The sequence below is a fragment of the Membranihabitans maritimus genome (assembly GCF_021729145.1).
In the GTDB taxonomy this organism is placed as follows: Bacteria; Bacteroidota; Bacteroidia; order Chitinophagales; family Saprospiraceae; genus Membranihabitans; species Membranihabitans maritimus.
The window spans coordinates 193,771-217,577 of record NZ_JAJSLW010000007.1 but is presented as its reverse complement, the minus strand read 5'-3'; the positions used below and the strand labels follow the sequence as shown (position 1 = coordinate 217,577).

Annotated in this window: 16 protein-coding genes and 1 riboswitch; of the genes, 6 read left to right on the top strand and 10 right to left on the bottom strand. The window is 39.1% G+C overall.

Features of this window, described 5'->3' with window-relative positions; genetic code table 11:
* Positions 1–186: 186 nt before the first annotated feature.
* The 6 genes from LVD47_RS10440 to LVD47_RS10415 form a co-directional block, all read right to left on the bottom strand.
* On the bottom strand, positions 187–1,644 hold the full coding sequence (locus LVD47_RS10440; protein ID WP_236975782.1) for a TlpA family protein disulfide reductase: 1,458 nt from the start codon (positions 1,642–1,644) through the stop codon (positions 187–189).
* A 158-nt stretch (positions 1,645–1,802) separates the two neighbouring features.
* Positions 1,803–4,310, bottom strand: a complete 2,508-nt coding sequence (locus LVD47_RS10435) for a M14 family zinc carboxypeptidase (RefSeq protein WP_236975781.1) — start codon at positions 4,308–4,310, stop codon at positions 1,803–1,805.
* Positions 4,311–4,376: 66 nt separating this feature from the next.
* Positions 4,377–4,604, bottom strand: a complete 228-nt coding sequence (locus LVD47_RS10430) for a hypothetical protein (RefSeq protein WP_236975780.1) — start codon at positions 4,602–4,604, stop codon at positions 4,377–4,379.
* A gap of 805 nt (positions 4,605–5,409) precedes the next feature.
* Complete coding sequence (locus LVD47_RS10425) at positions 5,410–5,817, bottom strand: DUF1761 domain-containing protein (protein ID WP_236975779.1); 408 nt, start codon at positions 5,815–5,817, stop codon at positions 5,410–5,412.
* A gap of 53 nt (positions 5,818–5,870) precedes the next feature.
* A complete protein-coding gene (locus tag LVD47_RS10420) occupies positions 5,871–6,698 on the bottom strand; it encodes a helix-turn-helix domain-containing protein (RefSeq protein WP_236975778.1) in 828 nt (275 codons plus the stop codon).
* Between the two features lie 233 nt (positions 6,699–6,931).
* On the bottom strand, positions 6,932–7,837 hold the full coding sequence (locus LVD47_RS10415) for a mechanosensitive ion channel family protein (RefSeq protein WP_369427776.1): 906 nt from the start codon (positions 7,835–7,837) through the stop codon (positions 6,932–6,934).
* A gap of 475 nt (positions 7,838–8,312) precedes the next feature.
* Here LVD47_RS10415 and LVD47_RS10410 point away from each other — a divergent pair, with 475 nt between their 5' ends.
* On the top strand, positions 8,313–9,548 hold the full coding sequence (locus LVD47_RS10410; RefSeq protein WP_236975775.1) for a hypothetical protein: 1,236 nt from the start codon (positions 8,313–8,315) through the stop codon (positions 9,546–9,548).
* 101 nt (positions 9,549–9,649) lie between these two features.
* Here LVD47_RS10410 and LVD47_RS10405 read toward each other — a convergent pair whose 3' ends face one another.
* The 3 genes from LVD47_RS10405 to LVD47_RS10395 form a co-directional block, all read right to left on the bottom strand.
* Positions 9,650–10,573 (bottom strand): ketopantoate reductase family protein, encoded by a 924-nt coding sequence (locus LVD47_RS10405; protein ID WP_236975773.1) that lies wholly within the window; start codon positions 10,571–10,573, stop codon positions 9,650–9,652.
* Between the two features lie 51 nt (positions 10,574–10,624).
* Complete coding sequence (locus tag LVD47_RS10400) at positions 10,625–11,215, bottom strand: TetR/AcrR family transcriptional regulator (protein ID WP_236975771.1); 591 nt, start codon at positions 11,213–11,215, stop codon at positions 10,625–10,627.
* Between the two features lie 1,021 nt (positions 11,216–12,236).
* Positions 12,237–12,998: a DeoR/GlpR family DNA-binding transcription regulator gene (locus LVD47_RS10395; protein WP_236975770.1), complete on the bottom strand. Its 762-nt coding sequence runs from the start codon at positions 12,996–12,998 to the stop codon at positions 12,237–12,239.
* A gap of 109 nt (positions 12,999–13,107) precedes the next feature.
* Between LVD47_RS10395 and LVD47_RS10390 the strand changes: the two genes are divergently transcribed.
* The 4 genes from LVD47_RS10390 (at position 13,108) to LVD47_RS10375 (ending at position 18,935) form a co-directional block, all read left to right on the top strand.
* Positions 13,108–14,625 carry a glycerol-3-phosphate dehydrogenase/oxidase gene (locus LVD47_RS10390; protein ID WP_439652001.1) on the top strand — a complete coding sequence of 506 codons (1,518 nt, stop codon included), beginning with the start codon at positions 13,108–13,110 and terminating at the stop codon, positions 14,623–14,625.
* 19 nt (positions 14,626–14,644) lie between these two features.
* The gene (glpK, locus tag LVD47_RS10385) at positions 14,645–16,138 is read left to right on the top strand and encodes a glycerol kinase GlpK (protein ID WP_236975768.1); all 1,494 of its coding nucleotides are present in this window, start codon (positions 14,645–14,647) and stop codon (positions 16,136–16,138) included.
* A gap of 28 nt (positions 16,139–16,166) precedes the next feature.
* The gene (locus LVD47_RS10380; protein ID WP_236975767.1) at positions 16,167–16,895 is read left to right on the top strand and encodes an MIP/aquaporin family protein; all 729 of its coding nucleotides are present in this window, start codon (positions 16,167–16,169) and stop codon (positions 16,893–16,895) included.
* Between the two features lie 378 nt (positions 16,896–17,273).
* Positions 17,274–18,935 carry an ArnT family glycosyltransferase gene (locus tag LVD47_RS10375; protein ID WP_236975766.1) on the top strand — a complete coding sequence of 554 codons (1,662 nt, stop codon included), beginning with the start codon at positions 17,274–17,276 and terminating at the stop codon, positions 18,933–18,935.
* A 349-nt stretch (positions 18,936–19,284) separates the two neighbouring features.
* Here the strand turns inward: LVD47_RS10375 and ypfJ are convergent, their stop codons facing one another.
* A complete protein-coding gene (ypfJ, locus tag LVD47_RS10370) occupies positions 19,285–20,130 on the bottom strand; it encodes a KPN_02809 family neutral zinc metallopeptidase (RefSeq protein ID WP_236975765.1) in 846 nt (281 codons plus the stop codon).
* 213 nt (positions 20,131–20,343) lie between these two features.
* Between ypfJ and LVD47_RS10365 the strand changes: the two genes are divergently transcribed.
* Positions 20,344–22,470 carry a helix-hairpin-helix domain-containing protein gene (locus LVD47_RS10365; RefSeq protein WP_236975764.1) on the top strand — a complete coding sequence of 709 codons (2,127 nt, stop codon included), beginning with the start codon at positions 20,344–20,346 and terminating at the stop codon, positions 22,468–22,470.
* A 1,003-nt stretch (positions 22,471–23,473) separates the two neighbouring features.
* Positions 23,474–23,572: riboswitch (SAM riboswitch) on the top strand.
* Positions 23,573–23,807 lie beyond the last annotated feature (235 nt).

Sequence of the window (23,807 nt, the reverse complement as noted above, 5' to 3'; positions counted from 1 at the left end):
GTTAGTGGGGTAGTGGGTTAGTCTGATAGTAGGTTAGTGGTGGAGTAGGTTAGTGGGGTAGTAGGTTAGTCTGATAGTAGGTTAGTGGGGTAGTAGGTTAGTCAGGTAGTCTGGCATTTACTTCAATGTCTACTGTCTAAAAAACTGATAAATTTGCAGCCTCTATAGGCTCATAGCTCACAGTACTTAATTTTCCTTTATTAACTCGTCGAGGACTTTTTGAATCTCGAATTGGGATGGATGCATCGCATTGCCGTCTATAACGATACCGTTTTTGTCGATCAAAGCATAGCGGGGAATAGTAGTTATATTGAAAAATTTAGCGATGTCTGATTGAAATGCTTTTGTAGTTATCAATTGAAGCCCACCCCAATTATTATTTGTTATAAACTGTTGCCAATCTTCAATACTCGAATCCAGTGAAATGCTGAGGAATTGTATGGGTTGGTTTTGATATTTCTCCTGTAGCTGTTGAAAATGTGGGTATTCTTCAATGCAAGGTTTACACGAGGTAGCCCAAAAATCCAGGTACAGAAGGTCTGAAAATGTTTTGAGGTCCACGGTATCGCCGTTCAGGTTAGTTAGACTTGTTGTCGGTATTACACCTGTGGGTTCTGTAGATTTAATGGATTCTACTAATTGAGAAATGATTTCATTATGATTTTTATTGCCATTTAGTTTTTTAAAGTCTTCTAATTCAGTTGTTATATTACCATATTCGTTTTCATTAAAGAAATCCAGTATTGTCGAATAAAGAGCCATATCCCTAATTTTTCGGTCTGAGATAGCCTGAGCATTTTGAAAATTAATTTTGAACTTGTTAGAATTTTCATACCACTCTGATAGAGATTCAGTTTCTCTTATTGCCAGGGTATTTCTTACATATTCCCGGAAGTTGGGATATCTCATCAAATCATGGTCACTTAAATCAATTTGATCAATTTTGTCCTTGATTATTTCTTTTGTTATGGGTTTGAAATCAGGTTCATAACGGGTCATGGCATTATGAATACCTGTATATTTTATATGGTCATTAATGAAATTCCAATTGGTGAATTTCTTTTGTAATTCTACAAAGTCAGCGTCATTGATAGCCTGGGCGTTTTTTTCTATATACTCGATAGTTTTTTCATTAAGTTCGCTGGTGATCTTGTCAAATTCCAAATAGGGTAATGAAAAGAGGTAATTGGTGAAAACGGTTTGGTGTTGATCCATATAAGTGAATTTTAAGCTATCATTTAATTTTCGTAATGAATATGTAAATTGATTTTGTCTGACGTTGGATCCTTTAAATTTAAGATTGGGACGTAGTAGGTCCGGATTATCTATAATAACGTATATACTGTCCCCGGGTTCTATATAGATTGGAAATGAGTTTCTGGAGATATTTAAAATTACATATTTTGACTCTGCCAATTTGGAGTTAAAGGCGAAAGCCCCATTATGATCTATATGAGAAGATTTCCTATTGATGTAATGATCGGTTACCAGGTAAATGCTGTCTGAATTATTACTTTTTACAATTCCCGAAATTTTTATTTCGTCAGATATAGTATTTGAATTTTGACATGCACAAAATGAAAAAGCGAAGAAAAGTAATATGGAAATTGTATCCCTGGATTGGTGGTGAATTAAAGACTTCATGGACTTTCTGATTTTAAGTGGTCTTTAAATTAAGAAATTTTTCACTAAAAAAGTTTTTCTTACGAGTACATATCCCCCAAAGTAGATTTCTTAAACCTGAGGTAGTTGATTATCCCAAAATCCGAATGCCCAAAGTTCATGACCTCCTAATACCCAACTTAATTCACTGCTCTTCCACTGACCATGTGACCAAAAAAGATGGCATTGGCAAATAGTTTGTTCGTTCCGTACCAAAAAGCCCGGAAATTGGGATTGTCAGCAAAATTGATAATTCTTCCCCGGCCTTCCCCGCCAACCTGCAGGGCGCTTCCCTTGCTAATTATTTCCCTGTTGGAAGAATGAAGGTACCCGCTGATCAAGGGGCTCTCCGTATAGGTCAATGGATTTTTAAATTGTTGTTCCGATGGTTCGAATACATAATTGTTGTTTTTGAACACCGGAAGGAACTCCTGTTCGAAGCCAAATAGTATGGGATGGCTGGGATCAATCTTTGTCTGCATAATACTCCCGCCAGTATATCGGGCCCCGTAGTAATCGCCAATACCGGCATAATTTACCGGAACTTCCTTTTCTGACGGGGAGTCCTTATAGGTAAATTTGCCAATGTTTTGACCGGAAATCCATTTCCCGGCAGATCCCATAGTAATAAAGGTTCCGCCCTTCCGGATCCATTGCTGAAATTTATTTTTATCGAAACTGGAAATTCTACCACCGGCCAGGATAATTACATTATAGGGAGTGAGATCGAATGAAGAAAATTGGCTGCCGTCCAGTTTAGTAATTGGTATCTCATATCGGGTATCCAGCAAATGCCATGCTTCTCCAGATCCTGAAGATGAGGTGCCTTCTCCCACTATAATTGCGATATTGGGTTTTCGGACGGTTTGGAAATTCAGACTGCCAAGGTTGACCTTTTTGGTTGCACCTGTGGATATAGCATTGACAGCCAGACCGTCCTCTTTACACACGATGCCTAATATTTTTTCAATGGTGTTTTTATCCTGGTTTTGCAAAGGTATCATCAACGTTCCATAGCTGTAATCTATTCCATTGAAAGCAAAGGGTTTTTGACCCACTTTTACACGAATTCCGGCATCGAGAAGGCGAAATAGGGCTTTCGGTGCCAAGTATTGATTCCAGGGGATAAGATATGCGTATGTTGCGTCTGTTGAAAACGATGTTGAAGGAAATCTTAGATCGGATACTTTTACCTTCGCCTTGACATTACTTACTTTTTGATAGGGGAGGTTAAACGCCAGGGGAAAGGTCCAGGCGGATACATCGTAAAACAAACTGTCCTGAAAAGAAGAATTGGTTTCAAAAATGGCTTTTACCAGAGTTTGTTGTCGTTGGTCCAGGGGAACATAAAATGAGGATTCCGGAGTAAAAGTCTGATTGTCTACCTCTATATTTTCTCGCAGCTCGTAGAAATCAATGGTATGTGCTTTTAAAATCTCAGCCAATTTATAGGTTTTATAGGAATCCCTATTTCCTCCAAAAACATATCCTTCCTTATTGCCCTTTATATTTTTATAAAAATCGCGTTGATAGGAAAGAAGCTCTTGTCTCAGTTTTAATCCTGCCCTCAATGTAGAAAGGGAAGTGACAAATTGGTTTCGGATGGTAAAGGGAAAAGTCAGAATTCCATTTGCCGAATGCTGGATATGACCACGGGAACTGGCTTGTTCGAATAGGATACCGATACAGCCCTGGATGTCAGGGTATGTAGAACCTTTACCATAGTAGAAATCGTCGTAATTTTCCTTTGAATAATATAATGATCCTATGCTATCCAGAGATTGGCTGTGGAATTTACCAATTTCTTCGGTTAGTTCTTGGTTGATCTTTGGAGTGAGTGGATGGGTCCGTGACGGGATTCCCGGTTGGAAAAAGAAGGAAGAGTTAGTTCCCATTTCGTGATGATCGGTCAGAATATTTGGACGCCATTCCTGGAAAAGGGCTATTTTAGCTTTGCTTTCGGGTTGTTGAAGCGGCAGCCAATCACGGTTCAGGTCAAACCAGTAATGGTTGGTTCTTCCCCCTGGCCAAACTTCTTCGTATTCGCGGTCTTGATTATCCGGAGTGAGCACTTTATTTTTATGACGATTTACCCATGACGAAAATCGCTGCAGTCCATCCGGATTGAAACTGGGATAAAAAATAATTACCGTATTTTCCAGAATATCTTTGATTTCACGGGTATTAGAGGCAGCTAAATAATAAGCAGCTAACATGGCGGCATTAGATCCGGATGCTTCGTTCCCATGAATGGAGTATCCTTGCCATATCACTAACGGTTCCTTTTCGATCTCAACAGATTTTTCCTGTCCTGGAGTTGATATTTTTATATGTTCTTTTTTTATGGATTCCAGATTTTTTTGATTTTCCGGGTCGGTAATGATAAGGGCAAAAAGGGGACGGTTTTCGTGGGTTTTCCCGTGTTCAACATATTGGATGCGCTCCGATTCATTGGCAAGTGTCCGCATGTAGTACAATAGCTGACTGTGATTTACATGCCATTCCCCGATTTGAAACCCTAAAAATTCCTCCGGACTGGTTATTTTCGTGTCGAGATTTCGCGTATTTGGCAAATAATAGGACAGTGGAATTTGGGAGAAAGAGTTGGAGAAGTACAGGAATGCAATTAAGAAAAAGAGGTGTTTCATAGAAAACTTTAACTAATGAGAAATGCTTCAAAGATAAATAATACAAAGTAGATTATAGGATGCAGCTTAAACTTGAAGTGGATTTTCTTTTAGTCCAAGCCAAAAAACATGCGTAGCCGCGGCTATGGATAGTGTTTTTAACGATATTTTCGTGGAAAAGCCATTTAATGTAATAGTATTAATCGAATGAACAGAATGGTAGGCCCTGTCTATTGTTGTAAAGAATAGTGGCAACAACCCATTGTAGTTAAAAGGATATAATTCAAGTATCTGAATACTAATTCCTGCCTTCATTAAATAGAAAGTTTTACCTTTCGGTTATAATTGACCATTTAATGATTGTAAGAAGTTATAGTGAATAAATTGACTTCGTTTTCGTAGTCCATAGATAAATATTGAATTTTATATTATCCGGGTTAGGATCCCCATAATTATTCAACTTGAGGAATAATATAGTGAAGAGTTAAAGCATTGCCACTGAATTGCAATCTACTTTACCGTATACAAAAAGGAAAAGAGAAGTCCATAATTTTCGACCTAAATCTAGAATATTGTTTCCATAATAAGCCAGATTGATTAATTAAGATAGGATTATTATAGAATTTTATATTAATTTTTATCTATTCAGTGCTATTAGATACCTAAAATTGTTTTTCTAATTATATTGTAATTTAAATTATTTGGAAATGATAAATTAATAAATCATATTTACAGTCCCTTTAAGAAAGCTAAACCAAATGGCTTGCTATCTCTTTTACCCGATGGAGATATATAAAATATCAACTGAAAACACACCCTGATAGAATAAAATTTTATTCTGAAAGAAAACTCATGGGCCATAGAGTTTTAAGTATGAGGTATACGATTCAATTCAAATCGTCCATGAGCTAATCTCATCTTTAGGGTTACAAGATGTGTGAAGAGGCCTATAATGTTAGGCCTCTTTTTTTGTATGTAGGAGAATGTAAAGTTAAATCAGTCGCGGAAAAGCTAAATAACTTTTGAAAGAGAATTGAATATGACTCAGTATACTTTATATTGTCCGAAATGACCTGCGATAGGTTTGGTAATACTTTGGGTTTTTATTTTTGCAGAAATATTACCTCCAAGCTCCTAAAATCCAACCCATGACCATAAAACTCAACGTGACATATCCACCGTGAACCAATAAGTAGGAAGTAGGCCTTCTTTCGAATTGTCCGATAACCCACACGGCCATGGTTGCCCAGCCTCCGCCTGCCAGAAGTCCTGCCATCATTCCCCAGGCACCAGTCGTGCTTTCTTCATTGAGAAATATGGCAAGATTAAATGCCATAATCATAGAAAAGAGAAAAGTAAAACCAAATATTTTGAGAGGAGTCCCACGCTTTACATCATCTTCCCTGAACCCGTTGGCTTGCATCCATATTTTACCGAAAAGAGCGGGGGAATACCAAAGTCCACCAATTAAAAAATTTGAAGTGGCTGCTACGATAATAGCCCAAATGTTGAGTGTAGATAGATCCATATTCTATTTTCTGGTAAATGTAAATAGCGAAACCGGTAAAGTATTGTAAAAAATTAACCTTCCCGATCAAGGGGAAAAAAATTTGGTAGAGAGTCATTGTAATTGTTCTCTATATATTTAGAAGGATTGAACCCACTAAATCGTTGGAATTCTTTAATAAAATGTGATTGGTCGGTGTAGCCCGTTTCATACACAATATCTGTCCATACTATTTTTTCCTTTTCATGGATAATATTCAAAAGCGCATTGAACCGGAAAATCCTATGCAATACTTTGGGGGAAATACCACAATATTTTTTGAATTGGTTGATAAGGTTTTTTTGTGTTTTGGGATATGTGTTTATAAGGTCATGGTGCCTGGAAAAGGGAGCATTGGTGAGTAGATCTATCATTTGGCTAATTTCTTGTGGGGTGCTATATTGTTGGTCTATAATGTCGCTGAGCCACCGTTCGACTAGTTGAAATTTCCCATTAACCTCTGATTTTTTCAAAATAGCTTCTCTTAATAAATGTATCGAGGAGCCAAAGTAATAGTCTGTCGACCGGATGGAATCCGTTAATTCATGAACCGGTCGATGGAAAAAGGGCATTGCTCCATCGGGTTTGAATTGGATAACCATCATTTCAGAATCGCGGTGGGCGGAGATATTTATATGGGCTTTTTGTATTCCCGATACCCAGCTATTTCGGAAGTATCCATCGGGATTGAGATCGTCATCATAGGTACTGCGTTCGAACCCGTCCAATTCAATAAGGAGAAAAATATTCCCAGTCGGCACTACCCGTTCAATGCTATGGTCGGGAATAAAATTTTTGTAGTGAAATATGCGGTCGATATAATTAGACAAAGGTAGAGGAATATCATATTGTTGGTATTTCATATAATGATCAACGATGCCTGGCTGCAATCCGCTGTGATTCGGTGATGAATACTTCTTTTTAATAAATAGAATTACTTGTTTTACCTTTCGATATTTTTTATCCTTTACAATCGCAAGTGGCTAATTTGTATCCCGGAAGATTCAAGGAACACACATTTTGAAATCCAAGCCTTTCCATTGTAGGGTTTAATGTGAAGAATTTGGCTCCAACCGGCATTTAATGAAAATTGTTTTCATTCCTTGATTCTATTGTTGTATTCTATAGGGGGGATCTTGACAATTTCAAAAGTAGCCGAGGCGAGTTTTACTTTTCCATCCGTTTGATCAATTCGTTCCCAAATTTGTTCTTGAAGCTGATGCCTGGTCATTCTCCTTTTTTTATAATCTACAATATACCTGAGGTTGAATTGAATCCAATTATCTGTCAGGGTGATGGCGAGTAGAGGATCGACCTGAGCATCCTCTACGTAATATTTGTCGACTACATCTTTCCATGTTGAGACGGATTCATTGACATATTTTGATAATATATCCCTGGCAACAGCAATTACTATACTTTTGGCCAGATCGGTATCCGAGCCGTACCGGATAGGTAAATTGAATTCGTCCCAGACAAATGGGAAATCCTGGGAATAATTGTAGACGGGACTTTTGAAAACAAAAGCATTACTGAGTTTGACTATTCGACCGCTATAATTATCGCTTGATACCCACTGACCTATTTCCATCATTGTTGTATATATGCTATCAATATCTATTACATCCCCTTTTATACCGTTTATTTCAATTCGGTCCCCTGGCTTGTAAACACGGACAAAGAAAATATAAAATGATCCGGCTATACTCAAAAAAAGTTCTTGCAAGGTGAGGGTTATCCCCGCAGTCAACAATCCTATGGCAAGTCCTAAGTCCTTGATGCTTCCCGTAAAATAGGAAATAGTAATAAGGAGGACGAGGAAATACCCTACTACCTCTATACCTTTTTGAGCTTTGTATTTAATAGCATTATCCGGTAGTCTTTTCTTTAAAAATCTTCTCAACCAATTAATAAAAAAGAAAATGATAATGATCCATACCAAATATTTGATGATCCCTGTGGATTCGGGGTGCTCAGTAAGCCAATTTTTTATATTTTCAATCAAGGTGAGTGTTTTTATGCGTAATAATAATTGAATGATTTCCTATCCTGTTAAATGAGTAAAGTAAGATGTTATATTGTTAATTTTTGGTTTTATTCGGTTTTTATTGTGTTTTATTGATCTTTTTTCTAATTTTATTTCTTTATGTTATAACGGTGTATGGGGTTGGTTTTACTGGAATTATATAAATTTCTAATGACTAGTAAAGATATAAGACCTACTTGATGAAATACTTTCAGCACATGATTTTCTTATTTTTTGTAAGATAATAACGTGGAATCTGTCGTCTATGCCAGAAGGACACAGATATTTCAGTGATGAGAATATGGCAAAAAAGGTAGAGTTGCCGCATTATAATATGGATATAACTCTTTGTAAAATATACTAATGGAAGAGGTGCAATTATCCACTAAGACTATTGTTCAAGGGTGAACGGAATTAATATTGAATCAATTGCAGACCGATTGATTAACTAATGAAAAGATATAGTTTTTATAACGATGTAATAAGGAAAGGGGCAGCTGTCATGTTGTTGACGGTTCTGTTGCATTGCTCAATATATGGTCAGGATTTTTATGACGAATATCTTTCGTCTTCTGAGCTAGATAGTGTGTGGAAGAAAAGTGAAAATGGCCAAAAAGTAGCTGCATTATATTCTTTTATTGGAAATAATATAAAAGCTATTCATTGGTACTCCCATAGTAGGAAAGTGAAAATTGGAAGGGAAGATATTATAAATAGGATAAAAGGGGCGGAAAATTATTTCAAGCCTATGGATGACTTTTATGATATTTTGAGCGATGAGAAAATCGTCATTTTTAATGAGGCGCACCATCTACCCAGGCATCGGGTCTTTGTGACCGGCCTTCTGCCCAAACTGAAGAAAATGGGATATAATTACATTGGCTTTGAAGGATTGACTCCCAACTATCAGGATACCACCCGCACCATGATGGATACTTTATTACGAGATCGCGGCTATCCTATTGTCAGTGGATATAGTGGGTATTACATAAAGGAGCCGCAATTTGGAAATTTGATACGAAGTGCTATTCAATCGGGATTTCGGATTTTTGGATACGAAAAAGGGCCATCCGGGATACCACGGGAACGTAAACAAGCACAAAATATCGCCCGGGTTCTTGCGCAAGATCCGGATGCGCGAATCGTTATTTTTTGCGGATATGATCATTTAATAGAAAAAGATACAATAAAATTAAATGATCAATATCCGGACTTTACATATATGGCGGGCTATCTAAAAAAAATGACGGACATCGATCCTTTAACTGTAAACCAGGTAATATTATCGGATTATTTACTCCCGGGATACAATATTTATTATGATCACCTGGAATTTAAAGAAGAAATGTTTGTCTCTTCGAAAGATTTATATGGAATTGATTCACTGAAATATGATTACCTGGTGTATCATCCGCGAACGAAATATAACAACGGCCGGCCGGATTGGGTCAAACAGCAAGGATATAAATATGTCGATATTACAGATCGACTGGATAGGGAGAGATTGCCTTGTGTTGTGAGGGCTGTTAAGCTTGACGAAAAGATAAATGCCGTTCCGATGGATATAATAGAGGTGCAGAAAGATGCTATGTCGCAAGGGATATTAGTATTACCCATCGGAAAGTACAATGTGTATCTCCGATATGATGATAATTCAAAGGATCACTTTGAAATTCATGTAAAATAAGAGTGCTATAGGCATTTAATTTCCTACCTGTTGTATTGGGACAGTTACCAAGGACTTGTATTCGCATTACAAAACCCCCAGGAAAAGGGGAAGAATGCGTGTTACCCGGACATCGCAATTTTTGCCTTCATTTGAATCATTTTGCCCAGGAGGCTGGTATGGATGGTGGAGTCGGATTTTCCGGATTGTTGAGCTAAGCGGGTGATTTCAAGATTTAAACTATCTATTTCTGTCCTTCTTTTGTGGCGGATATCTTCATAAGTAGATATCAATTGGCCTTCTGCCCGCTGGCTGATAAGAAGTAATTTGTTTTCAATGGTTTTCGGGTCGAGTTTGATTTGATAACTGGTAGCCACTTCCACGCATTCTTCAATTATTTTTTGTGCCAGTTCCAGGACGGTTGGGTCCCTGTGGAAAATTCCGTTATCAGTTTCCAAAAGAGGGCAAATAGAATTGAAAGCGCAATTGGTAATTACTTTTTCCCATACCAGTTTAACAATATCGTTGTCCTTTCGAAAGCCAAAGTAGGGGGTGTTGATTTGAGCGACAATCTCGTCAGGTATTGGGTTTTGACCGAAAATTGGTCCGATGGGAGAATCGTCTACCTTTTTGAATGTGATGTTATGAGGCCCATTTAGCTGGCTGGTAGAAAGGAGGACACCCCGATAGACATTCTGAAAATTTTCAAATGGTTTTTCGATATGTAGTCCGTTTTGCAGTAGAACGACGGAAAAATCCCCGGTTATATCTTTTAATTTGTCTGCAATATCCTCATTGGCAAAGGCTTTGGTCGCAATGAGTACAATTCCATTAATGTTCGTTAGATTACTGAAGGTAGTAAGGATAATGTCCTGTTTGAATTTGCGATTGTTTTGGTCAGTTAGGGTGATAGGAACTTTCTCCGCGGGTTGATTGTCCGTCCTTCCCCGGATAAGTAAAACGTTTTTGTTTTCAAGTTGTAGGAAAACAGCGAGGGCTTTGCCTATGGCCCCGGAACCAATAATATAGATGGTTTGATTTGTCATTTATATTTAAAATTTTAAATAGACCAATGGGTTTATTTTTGAATAAAAAAATCAATTCTTTATATTCAAAATCATTTTTTCCAAATAATTCATGGCGATTGTGAGTTCGGTAGTCCTTCCTGATGCCTTTGCTTGCATAAAGGCACCTTCAATCATAGAAATCATGATCACGGCAAATTCTGTGGCATCGGTTTCCGATTTTATTTCTTTTCGTGCAATGCCCCTTTTGATCTGATTCTCCAGGGCTTTTTTCCATACCTCCAGGGCTTTTGCCGCCCGTTTTCTCAATTCCGGATGAGTATCATCTGCTTCGGTAGCGGTATTGAGTATGGGACAGCCTGTTTGCAGGAAAGGAACCTCCTGATAACTTCGGTATACATGGGGGTAGACTCTTAGTCGTTCGATGGAGTGGTCTGTCGCCAATAGCTTTCCCTTGATATAATCGGTGATTCTATTAAAATTGTAGTCAAAAATAATTAGTGCAATTTGGTCTTTATTTTTAAAATGGCCGTAAATACATCCTTTGGAAAGTTCAGTAATTTCCATTATATCGCGCATTGAAGTTCCAGCATAGCCTTGAGTGTTGAATAAGGGAGCTGCTTTTTCAATGATCCATTCTCGGGTTTCTTCTGCTTTTGACATCTTGAAATTGCTATTTTCCATCAAATGTAACAAAAATAAACCAATCGGTTTATTTTATGGAGGAAATATATTTATGACAGTGAGGCAACGTATGAACCGGCACATATTACCGTGTGCATGGTTGTTCAGTTTGTTGTCTTGGGTTTGTATTTGCTTGTAAGGTGTTAAAGAAGGTATTTATGCTATCCTTTGAGGGTGTATAGTTACCGGTTTGGTGATGCTTTCTTCCCGGATTCCCAGTTTAATATTTGTCAGGATAATCATTTACTTGTTGGTCTATGGTTACTGGAATATTTTCATAATTTCATTTATTCAGGAACCATACATTCTATATACGGATAATGTTGTTGACTAACCCAGGTACATATGGTCGTAAAACAGAGACAGCCATCTATAGAGATTTCCATTGTCTATTGGATAATTCGGGGATTATCAGAGTGGAAGATAAGATTCCAGTATATCAGACATAGCGGCTTTCAAGGGAAAAAATAATTAGTTACAGAATTCATTTGATGCTAATATTGCAATGGTAAGGCCATATAGCAATTTTGCACCGATGTCCGTTTTTGCTATCAAAAGTCTGTACACATTACCTGTTAACCATTATGTAATAAAGCCCACTACATTATATATCAACCGGAAGGGGGAAGAATGAGCAATGGATGCTTGGTTTCGCAAAACCCAATTTCTGGTGAACCTCTGGATATTATCCTGCCAGTAATTGCAAATAAGGTATTAATAGTCATCGATGAAAGAAGGTGTTTAGGGTTCTATTTCCCATTTTGTTTTTGGTTTTACTGCCTGTTTATTATATATACATCTTATCTGAAAATTCACTTCTCCCTTTGAGAACCTGATATCAATATTTCTTCAAATTAAAAGTGCATTATATTTTCTTTTTATAGGGCGTAGTAGGAAGCAAGTCGTGGTGAATACGAAGTGAAGAGATTTTCTGAGCATATAACGTGTGTTCTTTCTTTTGACCTATTAATGAAACCAGTACTAATGTGTGAAGTAACTGCTACACCCAATTTACTGTAAATCCGAATGAGTTCCATTCTTGTATAGTAGATTCGGATTCCGGTCTGTCCATAATCAGGCAATCGATGGACTGGATGGCGCCGATTTTACCGATACTGATTTTTCCAATTTTAGTACTGTCAACCAGGGCGATCAACTTGTCAGCAGATTGTATCATTCGACGGTTGAGGGAGGCTTCGTAGGTGCTGGCTGTAGTCATACCCCGTTGGACGTCGATACCGTCTACACTTAGGAATAATTTACTACATACGTATTGGTCCAGCATTTGTTCGGCAATCATTCCTATGGAGGATGCAGAAGTATTGCGCAGTGTCCCGCCGAGAATAATGATATTGTTGGTGGGATTGTCGGTAAGGTCAAGGGCGACTTGCAGCGAAGACGTGACTACAGTGAGATCATTGATGTTTTTGATCTGGTTAGCAAATATCGAGAGGGTCGTTCCGGAACCAATTAACAGAGAGTCTCCCGGTTTAACCATTTCGCGTGCTTTTTTAGCGATTTTCAGTTTTTCAGGATAATTGAGGTGAATTTTTTCTGAGACTCGTTTTTCCCGAATGTACGGATTTTGTAGACTGGCCCCTCCGTGTGTCCGGAATAATAAGTCTCGATCTTCCAGTACAGTTAAGTCTTTTCGTATAGTGACCGGAGAAACCTGAAGCTCTTCGCTGAGTTCGCTAACATAAATATGCCCCAGGGCTTTTACTTTGTCAAGAATATATTCATGTCTTTCGGAAAGTTTCATTTTGGTTTCACTTTATAGCAGTAAAAGTAATAATATTTTTATAAATTTGGCAATATCCGAAATAATATGATATATTTAAGTGTCGAAAACTTTTGTTTTGAGAGATAGAATGGACCGAAAAGCTTTTTTGGAAAAACTAAGAACCGGGGAAAAAGAGTATGATGTTATTGTCATCGGTGGGGGTGCTACCGGTTTGGGAATAGCGGTAGATGCTGCGTCCCGGGGGTTTTCTACCGTATTGCTGGAGAAAACCGATTTTGCAAAAGGAACTTCCAGTCGCAGTACAAAATTGGCCCATGGTGGCGTGAGGTATTTGGCCCAGGGGAATATAAAATTGGTGTTGGAGGCCTTAAAAGAGCGGGGACTGATGCGTCAGAATGCCCCAAATATGGTGACAAATCAATGTTTTGCCGTACCTCTATACCAGTGGTGGGAGATTCCCTTTTATTTTATCGGGCTCAAAATATATGATTTACTCTCTGGAAAGCGAAGTTTTGGAAAATCGCAGTTTATTAGAAGAGGAAAAGCGTTGGAAGCGATGCCCGGTATTTCTAAATCGGGATTAAAAGGTGCTATTCTCTATCATGATGGTCAATTTGATGATGCTTTGTTGGCTGTTGCGTTGGCCAAAACAGCTGTCCGAGAGGGTGCGTTGGTGCTCAACCACGCTGAAGTGGTAGAGATTGACAAAGTAAAGGATCAATTTGTTTTAACAGTTAGGGAGAGTCTTGATGATTCGTATTTTACATTACGGTCTAAGACCTTGTTCAATGCCACAGGTGTTTTTACCGATGATATATTGAGTATGGAAAATAGTAGTTCGAAGCCTATCATAGCTCCCAGCCAGGGAATCCACCTCGTGGTAGATAGTTCATTTTGGCGTTCGGATTGGGCATTAATGATTCCAAAGACTTCTGACGGCAGGGTATTGTTTGGTGTGCCGTGGAATGGGAAGGTTCTTTTGGGAACCACGGATACCCCGGTCCAAAAACCAATCGAAGAACCCATTGCTCTTGACAGGGAAATAGACTTTATACTGGCTACTGCAGATCATTACCTTGATCGCAAACCAGGGCGGGAAGATGTTCTTTCCATTTTTGCCGGTTTACGACCACTGGTGGCTCCCCGCGAAGCGGGAAAAAGTACAAAAGAAATATCCCGTGGACACAAGATATTGATGTCGGAGGATAAAATGATTACTATTATAGGAGGGAAATGGACAACATATCGTAAAATGGCTGAAGATGCGATTAATGAGGCCATAGCTTCCGGGTTGATAGAGGCCCGGGAGTGCCGAACAAAAAATCTGGCCATTGAAGAGATTAAGAGGCCATTGTATGATGAAGGAAAAAACGAGGGGGGGTGTTCAGGTTTTGAATTAACGAAGGGGGACATTCGACAGGTAATACGAGAAGAAATGGCATGTACCATAGAAGATGTTCTTGCGAGAAGAATTCGTATATTGTTTCTCGATGCCCGGGCTGCAATAGCGATGGCTCCGATAGTAAGCGAAGTATTACAAGAACAATTGGGAGATCAGTATAATGCCGGAGAAGATTTGGCCCATTTTATAAAACTGGCTGAGAGCTATCTGGTAGAAAACTACAATCAATTAGACAAAGAATAAATTAAAATACAATATAATTATGTCAGATAAGTATATTTTGTCTCTTGACCAGGGAACAACCAGTTCCCGTGCGTTAATATTCGATCATTCGGGTGCGATCGTAGCCATGGCACAAAAACCTTTTGAACAGCATTTTCCCAAACCAGGCTGGGTAGAGCACGATGCCAATGAAATTTGGTCTACGCAATCTTCTGTAGCGGCAGAAGCTGTGGCAAAGGCCAATCTGTCAGGTCTGGATATTGAAGCCATCGGAATAACGAATCAGCGGGAAACGGTCATTGTCTGGGATACGGAGACCCAACAACCGGTCCATAAAGCGATCGTATGGCAGGACCGACGGACATCTGAATATTGTGAAACACTCAAAGAGGAAGGGCACGCCGATATGATTCGGGAAAAAACAGGATTGATAATCGATGCGTATTTCTCTGCTACCAAATTGAAATGGATTCTGGATAATGTAGAAGGTGCCAGAGAAAAGGCCCGAAAGGGGAAATTAAAATTCGGTACAGTGGATTCCTGGCTCATCTATAAATTTACCCGGGGAAAAGAACATGCAACTGATATTACGAATGCTTCGCGGACCATGTTGTTTAATATCCATGACCAGGAGTGGGATGCTGATTTATTGGACCTATTTGATATCCCCCCGGAGATGTTGCCGGAAGTAAAAGGAAGCAGCGAAGTTATTTGTCAGACTTCTACAACATTATTTTCTTCTAAAATACCGATCAGCGGAATTGCCGGGGACCAGCAAGCGGCCTTGTTTGGCCAAATGTGCCTGAAAGAAGGCATGGCCAAGACGACTTATGGAACGGGATGCTTCCTGGTGATGAATACTGGGAGTAAACCTGTGACGTCAGAAAACAACCTGTTGACAACTATTGCTTGGAAAATTAATGGTACTGTGACATATGCGCTAGAAGGAAGTGTATTTATAGGTGGCGCTGCGATTCAATGGTTGCGGGATGGGTTGCGACTTATTCACGGGGCGGTAGAGACTGAAGCGATGGCATTGTCGGTAGCCGATAACGACGGAGTCTATTTTGTCCCGGCTTTATCAGGGTTGGCAGCACCGTACTGGGATCAGTTTGCCCGGGGAACCATAATAGGGCTTACCCGGGGGACCAAAGCTGCTCATTTGGTCAGAGCCGCCCTGGAGGGAATTGCTTACCAGGTAGCCGATGTGCTCAAAGCGATGGAAGAAGATCTGGGTGCTAAAACCCTTGAGATGCGTGTGGATGGAGGGGCGGTAGCAAATAATTTTTTGATGCAATTCCAGGCTGATTTGTTACAAAACGAAGTGGTTCGTCCCCAAATATTGGAGACTACAGCTATGGGAGCTGCATATTTGGCAGGATTGGGGACCGGATATTGGAAAGATATCAGTGAAATTCAGGACCAATGGAAATTGGACCGGACGTTTTCTCCGGAGCAAGATGTGGAGAAAATCAATCTTTTAATGGACAAATGGCATGATGCGGTTAATCGATCCTTAAACTGGGCTAAATAATATACAATAATTAAGTAAAACAACTATAATGACACCATTTATCGCCGAAATTGTTGGAACCGCTATTCTCATTTTATTGGGAAATGGTGTGGTAGCTAATGTAGTACTCAATGATACCAAAGGGCATGGGTCGGGATGGATAGTAATTACCACTGGGTGGGCGTTGGCGGTTTTTACCGCTGTAGTAGTGGCGGGACCCTATAGTGGTGCCCATATTAATCCTGCAGTGACTGTGGGGCTGGCTATCGCCGGACAATTCCCCTGGGGGGACGTAGCATCTTATATTATAGCGCAAATGATTGGTGGGGCGCTGGGTTCGGTATTGGTTTGGTTGTTCTATCACGACCAGTATAAGCGAACTCCCGATTATGAAGCTCAGAAAGCTACTTTTTGTACAGCACCGGCGATCCGGAATAATGGGAATAATTTCTTTTCAGAAGTGTTGGGTACTTTTGTATTAATTTTTGTTATACTATATATTACCGGAGCTTCATTGGAAGATCCCAACCAGACTCCTATAGGGCTGGGAGCGATAGGGGCTATTCCCGTAGCATTTCTCGTTTGGGTAATCGGACTATCGCTAGGTGGAACAACAGGGTACGCCATTAACCCTGCACGTGACTTGGCTCCACGTATGGTTTATGCCCTATTACCTAAAAAAGTGAAGGGTGAAATTGGATGGGACTATGCCTGGATACCAGTTATGGGACCAATAGTAGGGGCTGCGATTGCTGCCGGGTTGTTCCTGGTATTGTAATTAGTGTATAGTTTCCGGTATAGATCTGTCCGGGGCTCTTTGAATATACCTTTTATTTCGCTTACCTTCAATGGAGGTATTTAATGCCATTCCATAGATCTAACAGCTAAACAATTTGTATACTGAAAATGGAATATTACATTTTGCCTAGCAACATTTACTTTTTCTCAAGACCAGTAAAAAACGAAAGTAGCTCTCCAGGATGTGGGAGCTACCTCGATACTGTTGTGGTTTTAATTGCCGTAGAAGGAGTATTCACCACATTTAAAAACAAAAAAAGATAAGGTATATACGATGCAATTGGATGGTTGGATGTCATCATCCGTTTTATTTTTTTAGTTTTGTCGTGATTATTGAATGGGAAGGGAAAAAGGACATATGATCAGAGATACAAATCCTTCAGAGCTATTGATATATAAGGTTCTTTTGGTGTTGGTGGTGATAGTAAACGGCCTTGGCTTGTTTAATATCATATTTACCGGGGATAGTGCATTATATGCAACCATTTCCAAGACAATCGTTACTTCCGGAAATTATCTTGATTTGTATGTGGGGGGAGAAGACTGGTTAGATAAACCTCATTTCCCATTTTGGATATGTGCACTTTCAATGGAACTATTTGGTCTGAATAGCTTTGCATACAAATTGCCTTCCTTCATTTTCTTTTTAATGGCATTGTGGTATACCTACAAATTGGGAAAGGAATTATATTCCCTGCGAGTTGGATGGGTAGCAATGATAATTTTTGGGTCGGCTCTACATATTATGATTTCGAATAATGATGTCAGGGCAGAAGCGATATTAATGGGAGTAATTATGGGAGGCGTTTATCATATGTGGAAGTGTAGTTTATCGAATTCAGTGATCCATTTCCTGCTGGCAGCTGTCTTTTCAGCGTGTGCTATTATGACTAAAGGAATCTTTGTGCTTATTATAGTATATTCTGCTGTTCTTGGTGACTTATTGATTCGTAACCCGAAAGCTCTTCTTTCTTGGAAGTGGCCTCTGTTGGTTTTGGCAACCGGCGTATTTACTTTACCGGAACTATATGCGTTGTATCATCAATTTGATGTACATCCTGAAAAGGTGGTTTTTGAGCGTACAGGCGTATCTGGTGTTCGTTTTTTTCTGTGGGATAGTCAATTTGGTCGTTTTTTTAATACCGGTCCCATTACCGGTAAAGGGGATCCTTTGTTTTTTCTTCATACCTTCCTTTGGGCTTTTGCACCCTGGGCATTCCTCGCAATTATCCCACTTTTTTATACAGTCAGAAATTTATTGGGATGGAGAAAAGACCGGGAGTACGTCACATTTTTTGGCTTCATCATCATGTTCCTGGTGTTTTCAATATCCGGATTCCAGTTGCCCCATTACACAAATATATTATTTCCGTTTGTAGCTATTCTCACTGGCCGGTACCTAGAGAATTTATTTTCTAACTCCAATGTAAATCCGGGGTTGAAAATGTATGCGATTATTTTGTCTGTTCTTTTCATAATTGCTGTTTTAGGGATTCAATTTCTTTTTGCCCCTGGTAAATGGGGTGTATTGGTTGTCCTTCTTTTGGTATTTGTCGGAGTTTTTTTGGCCTTGAAAATACAGAGCGGAAGATTCCAATTATTGCAACCATTTATCGGATTGGTATTGGCGATTTTATTGGTTGGAGGATACGTAAATACGGTTTTTTATCCCCGGTTATTGTCCTCCTATCAAGCGGGATATTCAGCTGCGCAGTATTATAATTCTTTAGAGACTACGGCACCGGTTATAGCGCTTGAAGAAGATTGGCTATTGACATTTTATATGGATGGAGAAGTATATTATGATATTGAGAAAGGAAAAAATGAAGGTTACAAAGAACTATTTATCTATGGGTCTGATCAAACGATTCATCGATTAGATAAGGAAAGAAAACGGATAAATGAGGTGAAGACTTTTCCCTATTTTCATATTACAAAAATAAATGGAAAGTTTTTAAATACCCGGACACGAGCGGAGGTTTTAAAACAGAAGAAACTGTATAAGTTAGAAGGAGAGTAGTAATAGTATGTAGCCCAAATTTCTGGTCTTTTTCTAAACTTTTTAGCCCGGGTTTTCATCACAATCCCGAAGACATTCGGGAAAATAATAACGATATTGCTTTTTAATGTGAATGAAAGGAATAATCTCTTAGAAAATAGGTTGCAGGACACTGGCAGTATATGCAAAATATTTTTTGCTAAATGTAGGGAGTTGCACAAAACTGACAAATTAGCATTCATTTTATAATTTTCCCGTAATTTATATTTTGCCATTAGCCTGTCCTGCGGATTGAATATGTTTTTCAATTTCCGGGGTTGAGGTGTGAAATCTTCAGGAATCACCGGCTTGTTTGCTTTTAGAAATGTCGTTATTGGATTTTGTTGAATTCTCCCAATGACAAATCCCCCGTGTCGAATCCTCTTTTGAACCAATACATCCGTTGTTGAGAACTTCCGTGCGTAAAAGCATCGGGAACCACATATCCCTGCGTTTGTTTTTGAATTCGGTCATCTCCTATAGCATAAGCAGCCTGAAGGGCTTCTTCCAAATCGTTTTTATCCAGTAAATCTTGCATGTTTTCTGCATAATACCCCCAAATGCCAGCCAGGAAATCTGCCTGTAACTCCATTTTTACGGAAAGTTTGTTGTATTCGACTGTACTCATTTGTTGTCTCATACTTTGTACTTGCTGAGAAATACCGAGAAGGTTTTGGACGTGATGTCCCACTTCATGAGCTATAACGTACGCTACTGCAAAATCTCCCGGCGCCTGAAACCGGGTTTTTAGATCCTGGCAAAATGACAAATCAATATAAACTTTGTTATCGCCCGGACAATAAAAAGGCCCCATGGCACTTGATGCCTGGCCACATGCACTTGAAGTAGCATAATCAAACATTACCAGGTTAGGTTTCTGATAAGTACGGCCTTGCTCCTGAAATAAATGGTCCCATATATCTTCTGTACTGGCCAAAACAGTGCTAACCATTTGGGCGGTTTCGTCGTCTGGCAAAGACTCTCTTTTGGGCTCTGTGGTTTCTATAGTGGGGCTTTCTATAAATTGTAAAAGGCCGGATAAATCAGTTCCCGTTACCAGTGAAAGAATAAGTATGATTATGGCCCCAAGGCCGCCTCCAACTGCTACTTTGCGTCCGGAGCTTCTGCCTCTTCGGTCTTCAACATTTTGGCTTTGCCGTCTGCCTCTCCATTTCATATCGAATTAGGTTTACTTTGGATATAAAGGGATTAGTCCCTGTTAAATAATAGGTTCCATTCTCGTTTTACGGGTATATGGGAATTAACACAAAGAGGATGTTTCAATTTGTGTGGTTATATCAGGGATAATCGAGTTAAATATACTGAATATATTCTTTTTGAATGCGAATATCTGTTAAGTAATCTGACGATTTTACCATAAGTTTGCAGTATGAATTCATTTCAATACGTAGAGGATAAAACGCATTTAAAACCGAAGGGAATTCGCGCTGCCATCAATTTGTTGTCCGATGGAGCAAGCATACCTTTTATTGCAAGATATAGAAAGGATATGACTCAGGGGTTGTCGGAGACAGAATTGCAGTCGGTGAAAGAACATTTAACTGTATTTGAGCAACTTAATGACAGGAAAGAATACATACTTCAGGTAATTGAAGAGAAAGGGCAGTTAACTGGAGACCTTCGGCGAAAGATTGAAAGTACTTTAGATAAGAATGTCCTTGAGGATTTGTATCAGCCTTATAAGTCTTCCCGAAAAACAAGGGCCTCGATAGCAGAAGAAAAGGGATTGGCACCATTAGCAGAATTAATCTGGACAGGTAAGGTGAAAAGACTGCAGGATTCTGTACGACCGTTTTTGGATGAAAAAGTTAACAGTCAGGAGGAAGCTATTCAAGGTGCAAAAGATATTTTGGCGGAGAAAATAAGTAATAGGGTAGATGTAAGATCTTCGGTCCGTGATCAATTTTATAGGTATGCACAGGTCGAAGTAAAAGCTAAATCCGGGGTTGAAAATGAGGGAAAGGATTTGGCAAAATACAGAGATTATATTGATTATTCCGAACGTGTAGATAGAATCCCTTCACACAGGTTTCTGGCTATTCAGCGAGGGGCCAACGAGAAAGTGTTGCGCTTTACCATTCGTCCGGATGATGAAAAAACCATTTGGTTTATCAATAATAGAATCAATACCAATTCCGGAATTTGCGGAAAGTTGATTTTTGAGACAGTAGAGGATAGTTATAAGCGATTAATCCGGCCATCAATAGAAAACCAGGTCATTGCTGAAGTGAAAGAAAAGTCGGACCGGGCAGCTGTGGAAATATTTAGTAAAAACCTTGAACAGTTGTTAATGGCTCCGGTGTTACTGGAGAAAGCCGTATTGGCTATGGATCCTGGTTTTAAAAATGGGTGTAAATGTGTGGTATTAGACAGTAAGGGAAATCTCCGTGATCAATTTATTATATATCCTATGCCTCCACAGAATCAAAAAAGTGTATCCCTGGAGAAGGTTAATACTGTTCTTAAAGAGTTTACCATTGAAAATATTGCAGTGGGTAATGGAACGGCAGGAAAAGAAATTATCCAGTGGCTTAAAGGTGAAGTCAGCGGCCAGCCTGCGATTCATTATGTGAGTGAAAGCGGAGCTTCGATATACTCAGCATCGGCTGTTGCAGTGGAGGAATTTCCTCATTTGGATATTTCCTACAGAGGTGCGGTCTCGATTGGACGCCGATTACAGGACCCGTTATCCGAGCTGGTAAAGATCGATCCTCAGTCAATAGGAGTTGGGCAATATCAACACGATGTCGACCAGAAAATGTTGAAAGGAAAACTGGACGAGGTGGTAGTCAGTTGTGTAAACCGTGTGGGGGTAGATTTGAATTTTGCCAGCAAATATTTATTGAGATATGTATCCGGATTAAGTGAGAGGTTGTCTGAGAATATTGTAAAGGCCCGGGAAAAAGGGGGAAGCTTTCATGATCGATCTGAACTATTATCTGTTGATGGAGTAGGGGATAAGACATATGAACAATGTGCCGGTTTTCTACGAATTTACAATGGGCATAATCCCCTGGATGCTTCATCTATTCACCCAGAACAATACAATTTAGTCGCAAAAATGAGTGATGTGGCAGGTTGTTCTGTAAGGGATTTACTGCAAAACGAAAAGCGTATTGGGCAGTTGCGCGGGGATAAACTACTGGAAAAAGAAATCGGAAAGTATGCATTTGATGATATATTAAAGGAGTTGGCTCGTCCGGGTAGGAATATACGAGGCGAAGTTGAACCTCCTGCTCTGTCCGATCAAATTCATTCAATTGATGATTTGGCAGAAGGGATGTCGCTGGAGGGTGTGGTGACCAATATAACCAAATTTGGTGCTTTTGTCGATTTGGGCATAAAAGAAAATGGGTTGATACATATATCGCAGATGTCAAGCCGATTTATCAAGTCGCCTCATGAGGTAGTTAACCTGGGACAAAATGTCAAAGTAAAAGTTCATGGTATTGATCGAGAAAGAGGGCGGATCCAATTGTCAATGAATAATTTATAATAAATTCCAAATCATTTAAATGCTAAGAGACTGAATAGGACTAATAATTTTGTTTTCAGGTATTGTAGGGGGGATTTGGACAAGGTTTGGCCTATTATTCAAGCTGGTCAATGGTTGTGCATTAAGATATTCGGTTACCGTATCTAGCCCTATAAAAGCAGCGGTCTTCTCATAAAGATTCTATCGTCGAGCTATATATTGGCCATTTCAGATTGTTTGCGAATAGATTCGGGAGTGCTCTACAGTCGGTTGGAATGGTGAATTGGGATTTACTTGTTTTACAATCCAACTAATTCTCATGAAGAAGCAGTCTATAATGATTAGACGAGCTTATTTTTCCCTGTAATATAAAGGGTGATTATTTGGAATATGAACTTGTTTCAAATAAACGAATACTCTGAGTAACGTATCCTCTTCAGGTGGTCTCCTCGATTTCGTACATTTACCCACTTTTATGTAGTCGGAAAAATAATGACGAAATTGCTGACACAGTGTTGTTGATTTTCCATAATGAGACATCAGGTCAAAGAAATTTTAGAATCCAGGGCATTACAGAAAAGGGAGGATTGACCCCAAAGGGCGAATACATAGTTTACTATGTAGAGCGCCCGTAGGATGAAGATCGCTGTTACCAAGTGTTCATTCCGTGTTTACAATCCTCAAGCCTGGATGCTGAAAGTATAACTACTGCATTTTCTCCCTTTACTTTTTCAACGATAAAGCTTCGGGAAAATGGTTTGATGTTTGCGCGTCTTAAGGACCTATTCCTTTATTTAGAGTCAGATTGCTGTCAGTCCAGGCATTGGAATAAGGGAGTTTTCGGTCAAGTATATAGGCCCAGCATCATATAATTTCCTTTTTTTCTGAATGATTAGGGGCTCCAAGAATCCAAGTAAACATATATTTTTTAAAAAATATGAATTTGGATTTTGTATTTTAATAATGATCTGTATCTTTGCAGTAGTTCAGTTGAGATTTTGCATAAAGAGTGCAAGATTCAATTGATTTATAAAGAAGAGGTTAGAGACAGGCTCGATGATCCTCTGGCAGCCCCAGTAATGGAAGGTGCCAAATCCTGACTTTTTAAAAGTAAATATAAATCATTGAAAATTTAAAAAAGATGTACGCACTAAAGCTTATTCAAGCCCATTCGACAAAATCGAATCATTTCCAACAAAATTCTTCTAATAACATTTTGGTAGACTACAATAGCCATGTGATGTGCTGTTGTTGCTGTTGTTGTTAATTGAACCTGTTAAGAAGGTTAGCAGATATTTGGCCTGACGGTTAATATGTATTAATTATTCTTTTAATAGGTTTTAATTATCAATGATCCC

What these genes read in the sequence shown, in the direction of transcription:
- LVD47_RS10430 (WP_236975780.1), bottom strand. Translation starts at nt 4,604, where the DNA reads ATGAAGGCAGGAATTAGTATTCAGATACTTGAATTATATCCTTTTAAC.
- LVD47_RS10400 (WP_236975771.1), bottom strand. Translation starts at nt 11,215, where the DNA reads ATGTCAAAAGCAGAAGAAACCCGAGAATGGATCATTGAAAAAGCAGCT.
- LVD47_RS10395 (WP_236975770.1), bottom strand. Translation starts at nt 12,998, where the DNA reads ATGAAACTTTCCGAAAGACATGAATATATTCTTGACAAAGTAAAAGCC.
- LVD47_RS10410 (WP_236975775.1), top strand. Translation starts at nt 8,313, where the DNA reads ATGAAAAGATATAGTTTTTATAACGATGTAATAAGGAAAGGGGCAGCT.
- LVD47_RS10420 (WP_236975778.1), bottom strand. Translation starts at nt 6,698, where the DNA reads ATGAAATACCAACAATATGATATTCCTCTACCTTTGTCTAATTATATC.
- ypfJ (WP_236975765.1), bottom strand. Translation starts at nt 20,130, where the DNA reads ATGAAATGGAGAGGCAGACGGCAAAGCCAAAATGTTGAAGACCGAAGA.
- LVD47_RS10405 (WP_236975773.1), bottom strand. Translation starts at nt 10,573, where the DNA reads ATGACAAATCAAACCATCTATATTATTGGTTCCGGGGCCATAGGCAAA.
- LVD47_RS10440 (WP_236975782.1), bottom strand. Translation starts at nt 1,644, where the DNA reads ATGAAGTCTTTAATTCACCACCAATCCAGGGATACAATTTCCATATTA.
- LVD47_RS10390 (WP_439652001.1), top strand. Translation starts at nt 13,108, where the DNA reads ATGGACCGAAAAGCTTTTTTGGAAAAACTAAGAACCGGGGAAAAAGAG.
- LVD47_RS10375 (WP_236975766.1), top strand. Translation starts at nt 17,274, where the DNA reads ATGATCAGAGATACAAATCCTTCAGAGCTATTGATATATAAGGTTCTT.
- LVD47_RS10380 (WP_236975767.1), top strand. Translation starts at nt 16,167, where the DNA reads ATGACACCATTTATCGCCGAAATTGTTGGAACCGCTATTCTCATTTTA.
- glpK (WP_236975768.1), top strand. Translation starts at nt 14,645, where the DNA reads ATGTCAGATAAGTATATTTTGTCTCTTGACCAGGGAACAACCAGTTCC.
- LVD47_RS10435 (WP_236975781.1), bottom strand. Translation starts at nt 4,310, where the DNA reads ATGAAACACCTCTTTTTCTTAATTGCATTCCTGTACTTCTCCAACTCT.
- LVD47_RS10425 (WP_236975779.1), bottom strand. Translation starts at nt 5,817, where the DNA reads ATGGATCTATCTACACTCAACATTTGGGCTATTATCGTAGCAGCCACT.
- LVD47_RS10365 (WP_236975764.1), top strand. Translation starts at nt 20,344, where the DNA reads ATGAATTCATTTCAATACGTAGAGGATAAAACGCATTTAAAACCGAAG.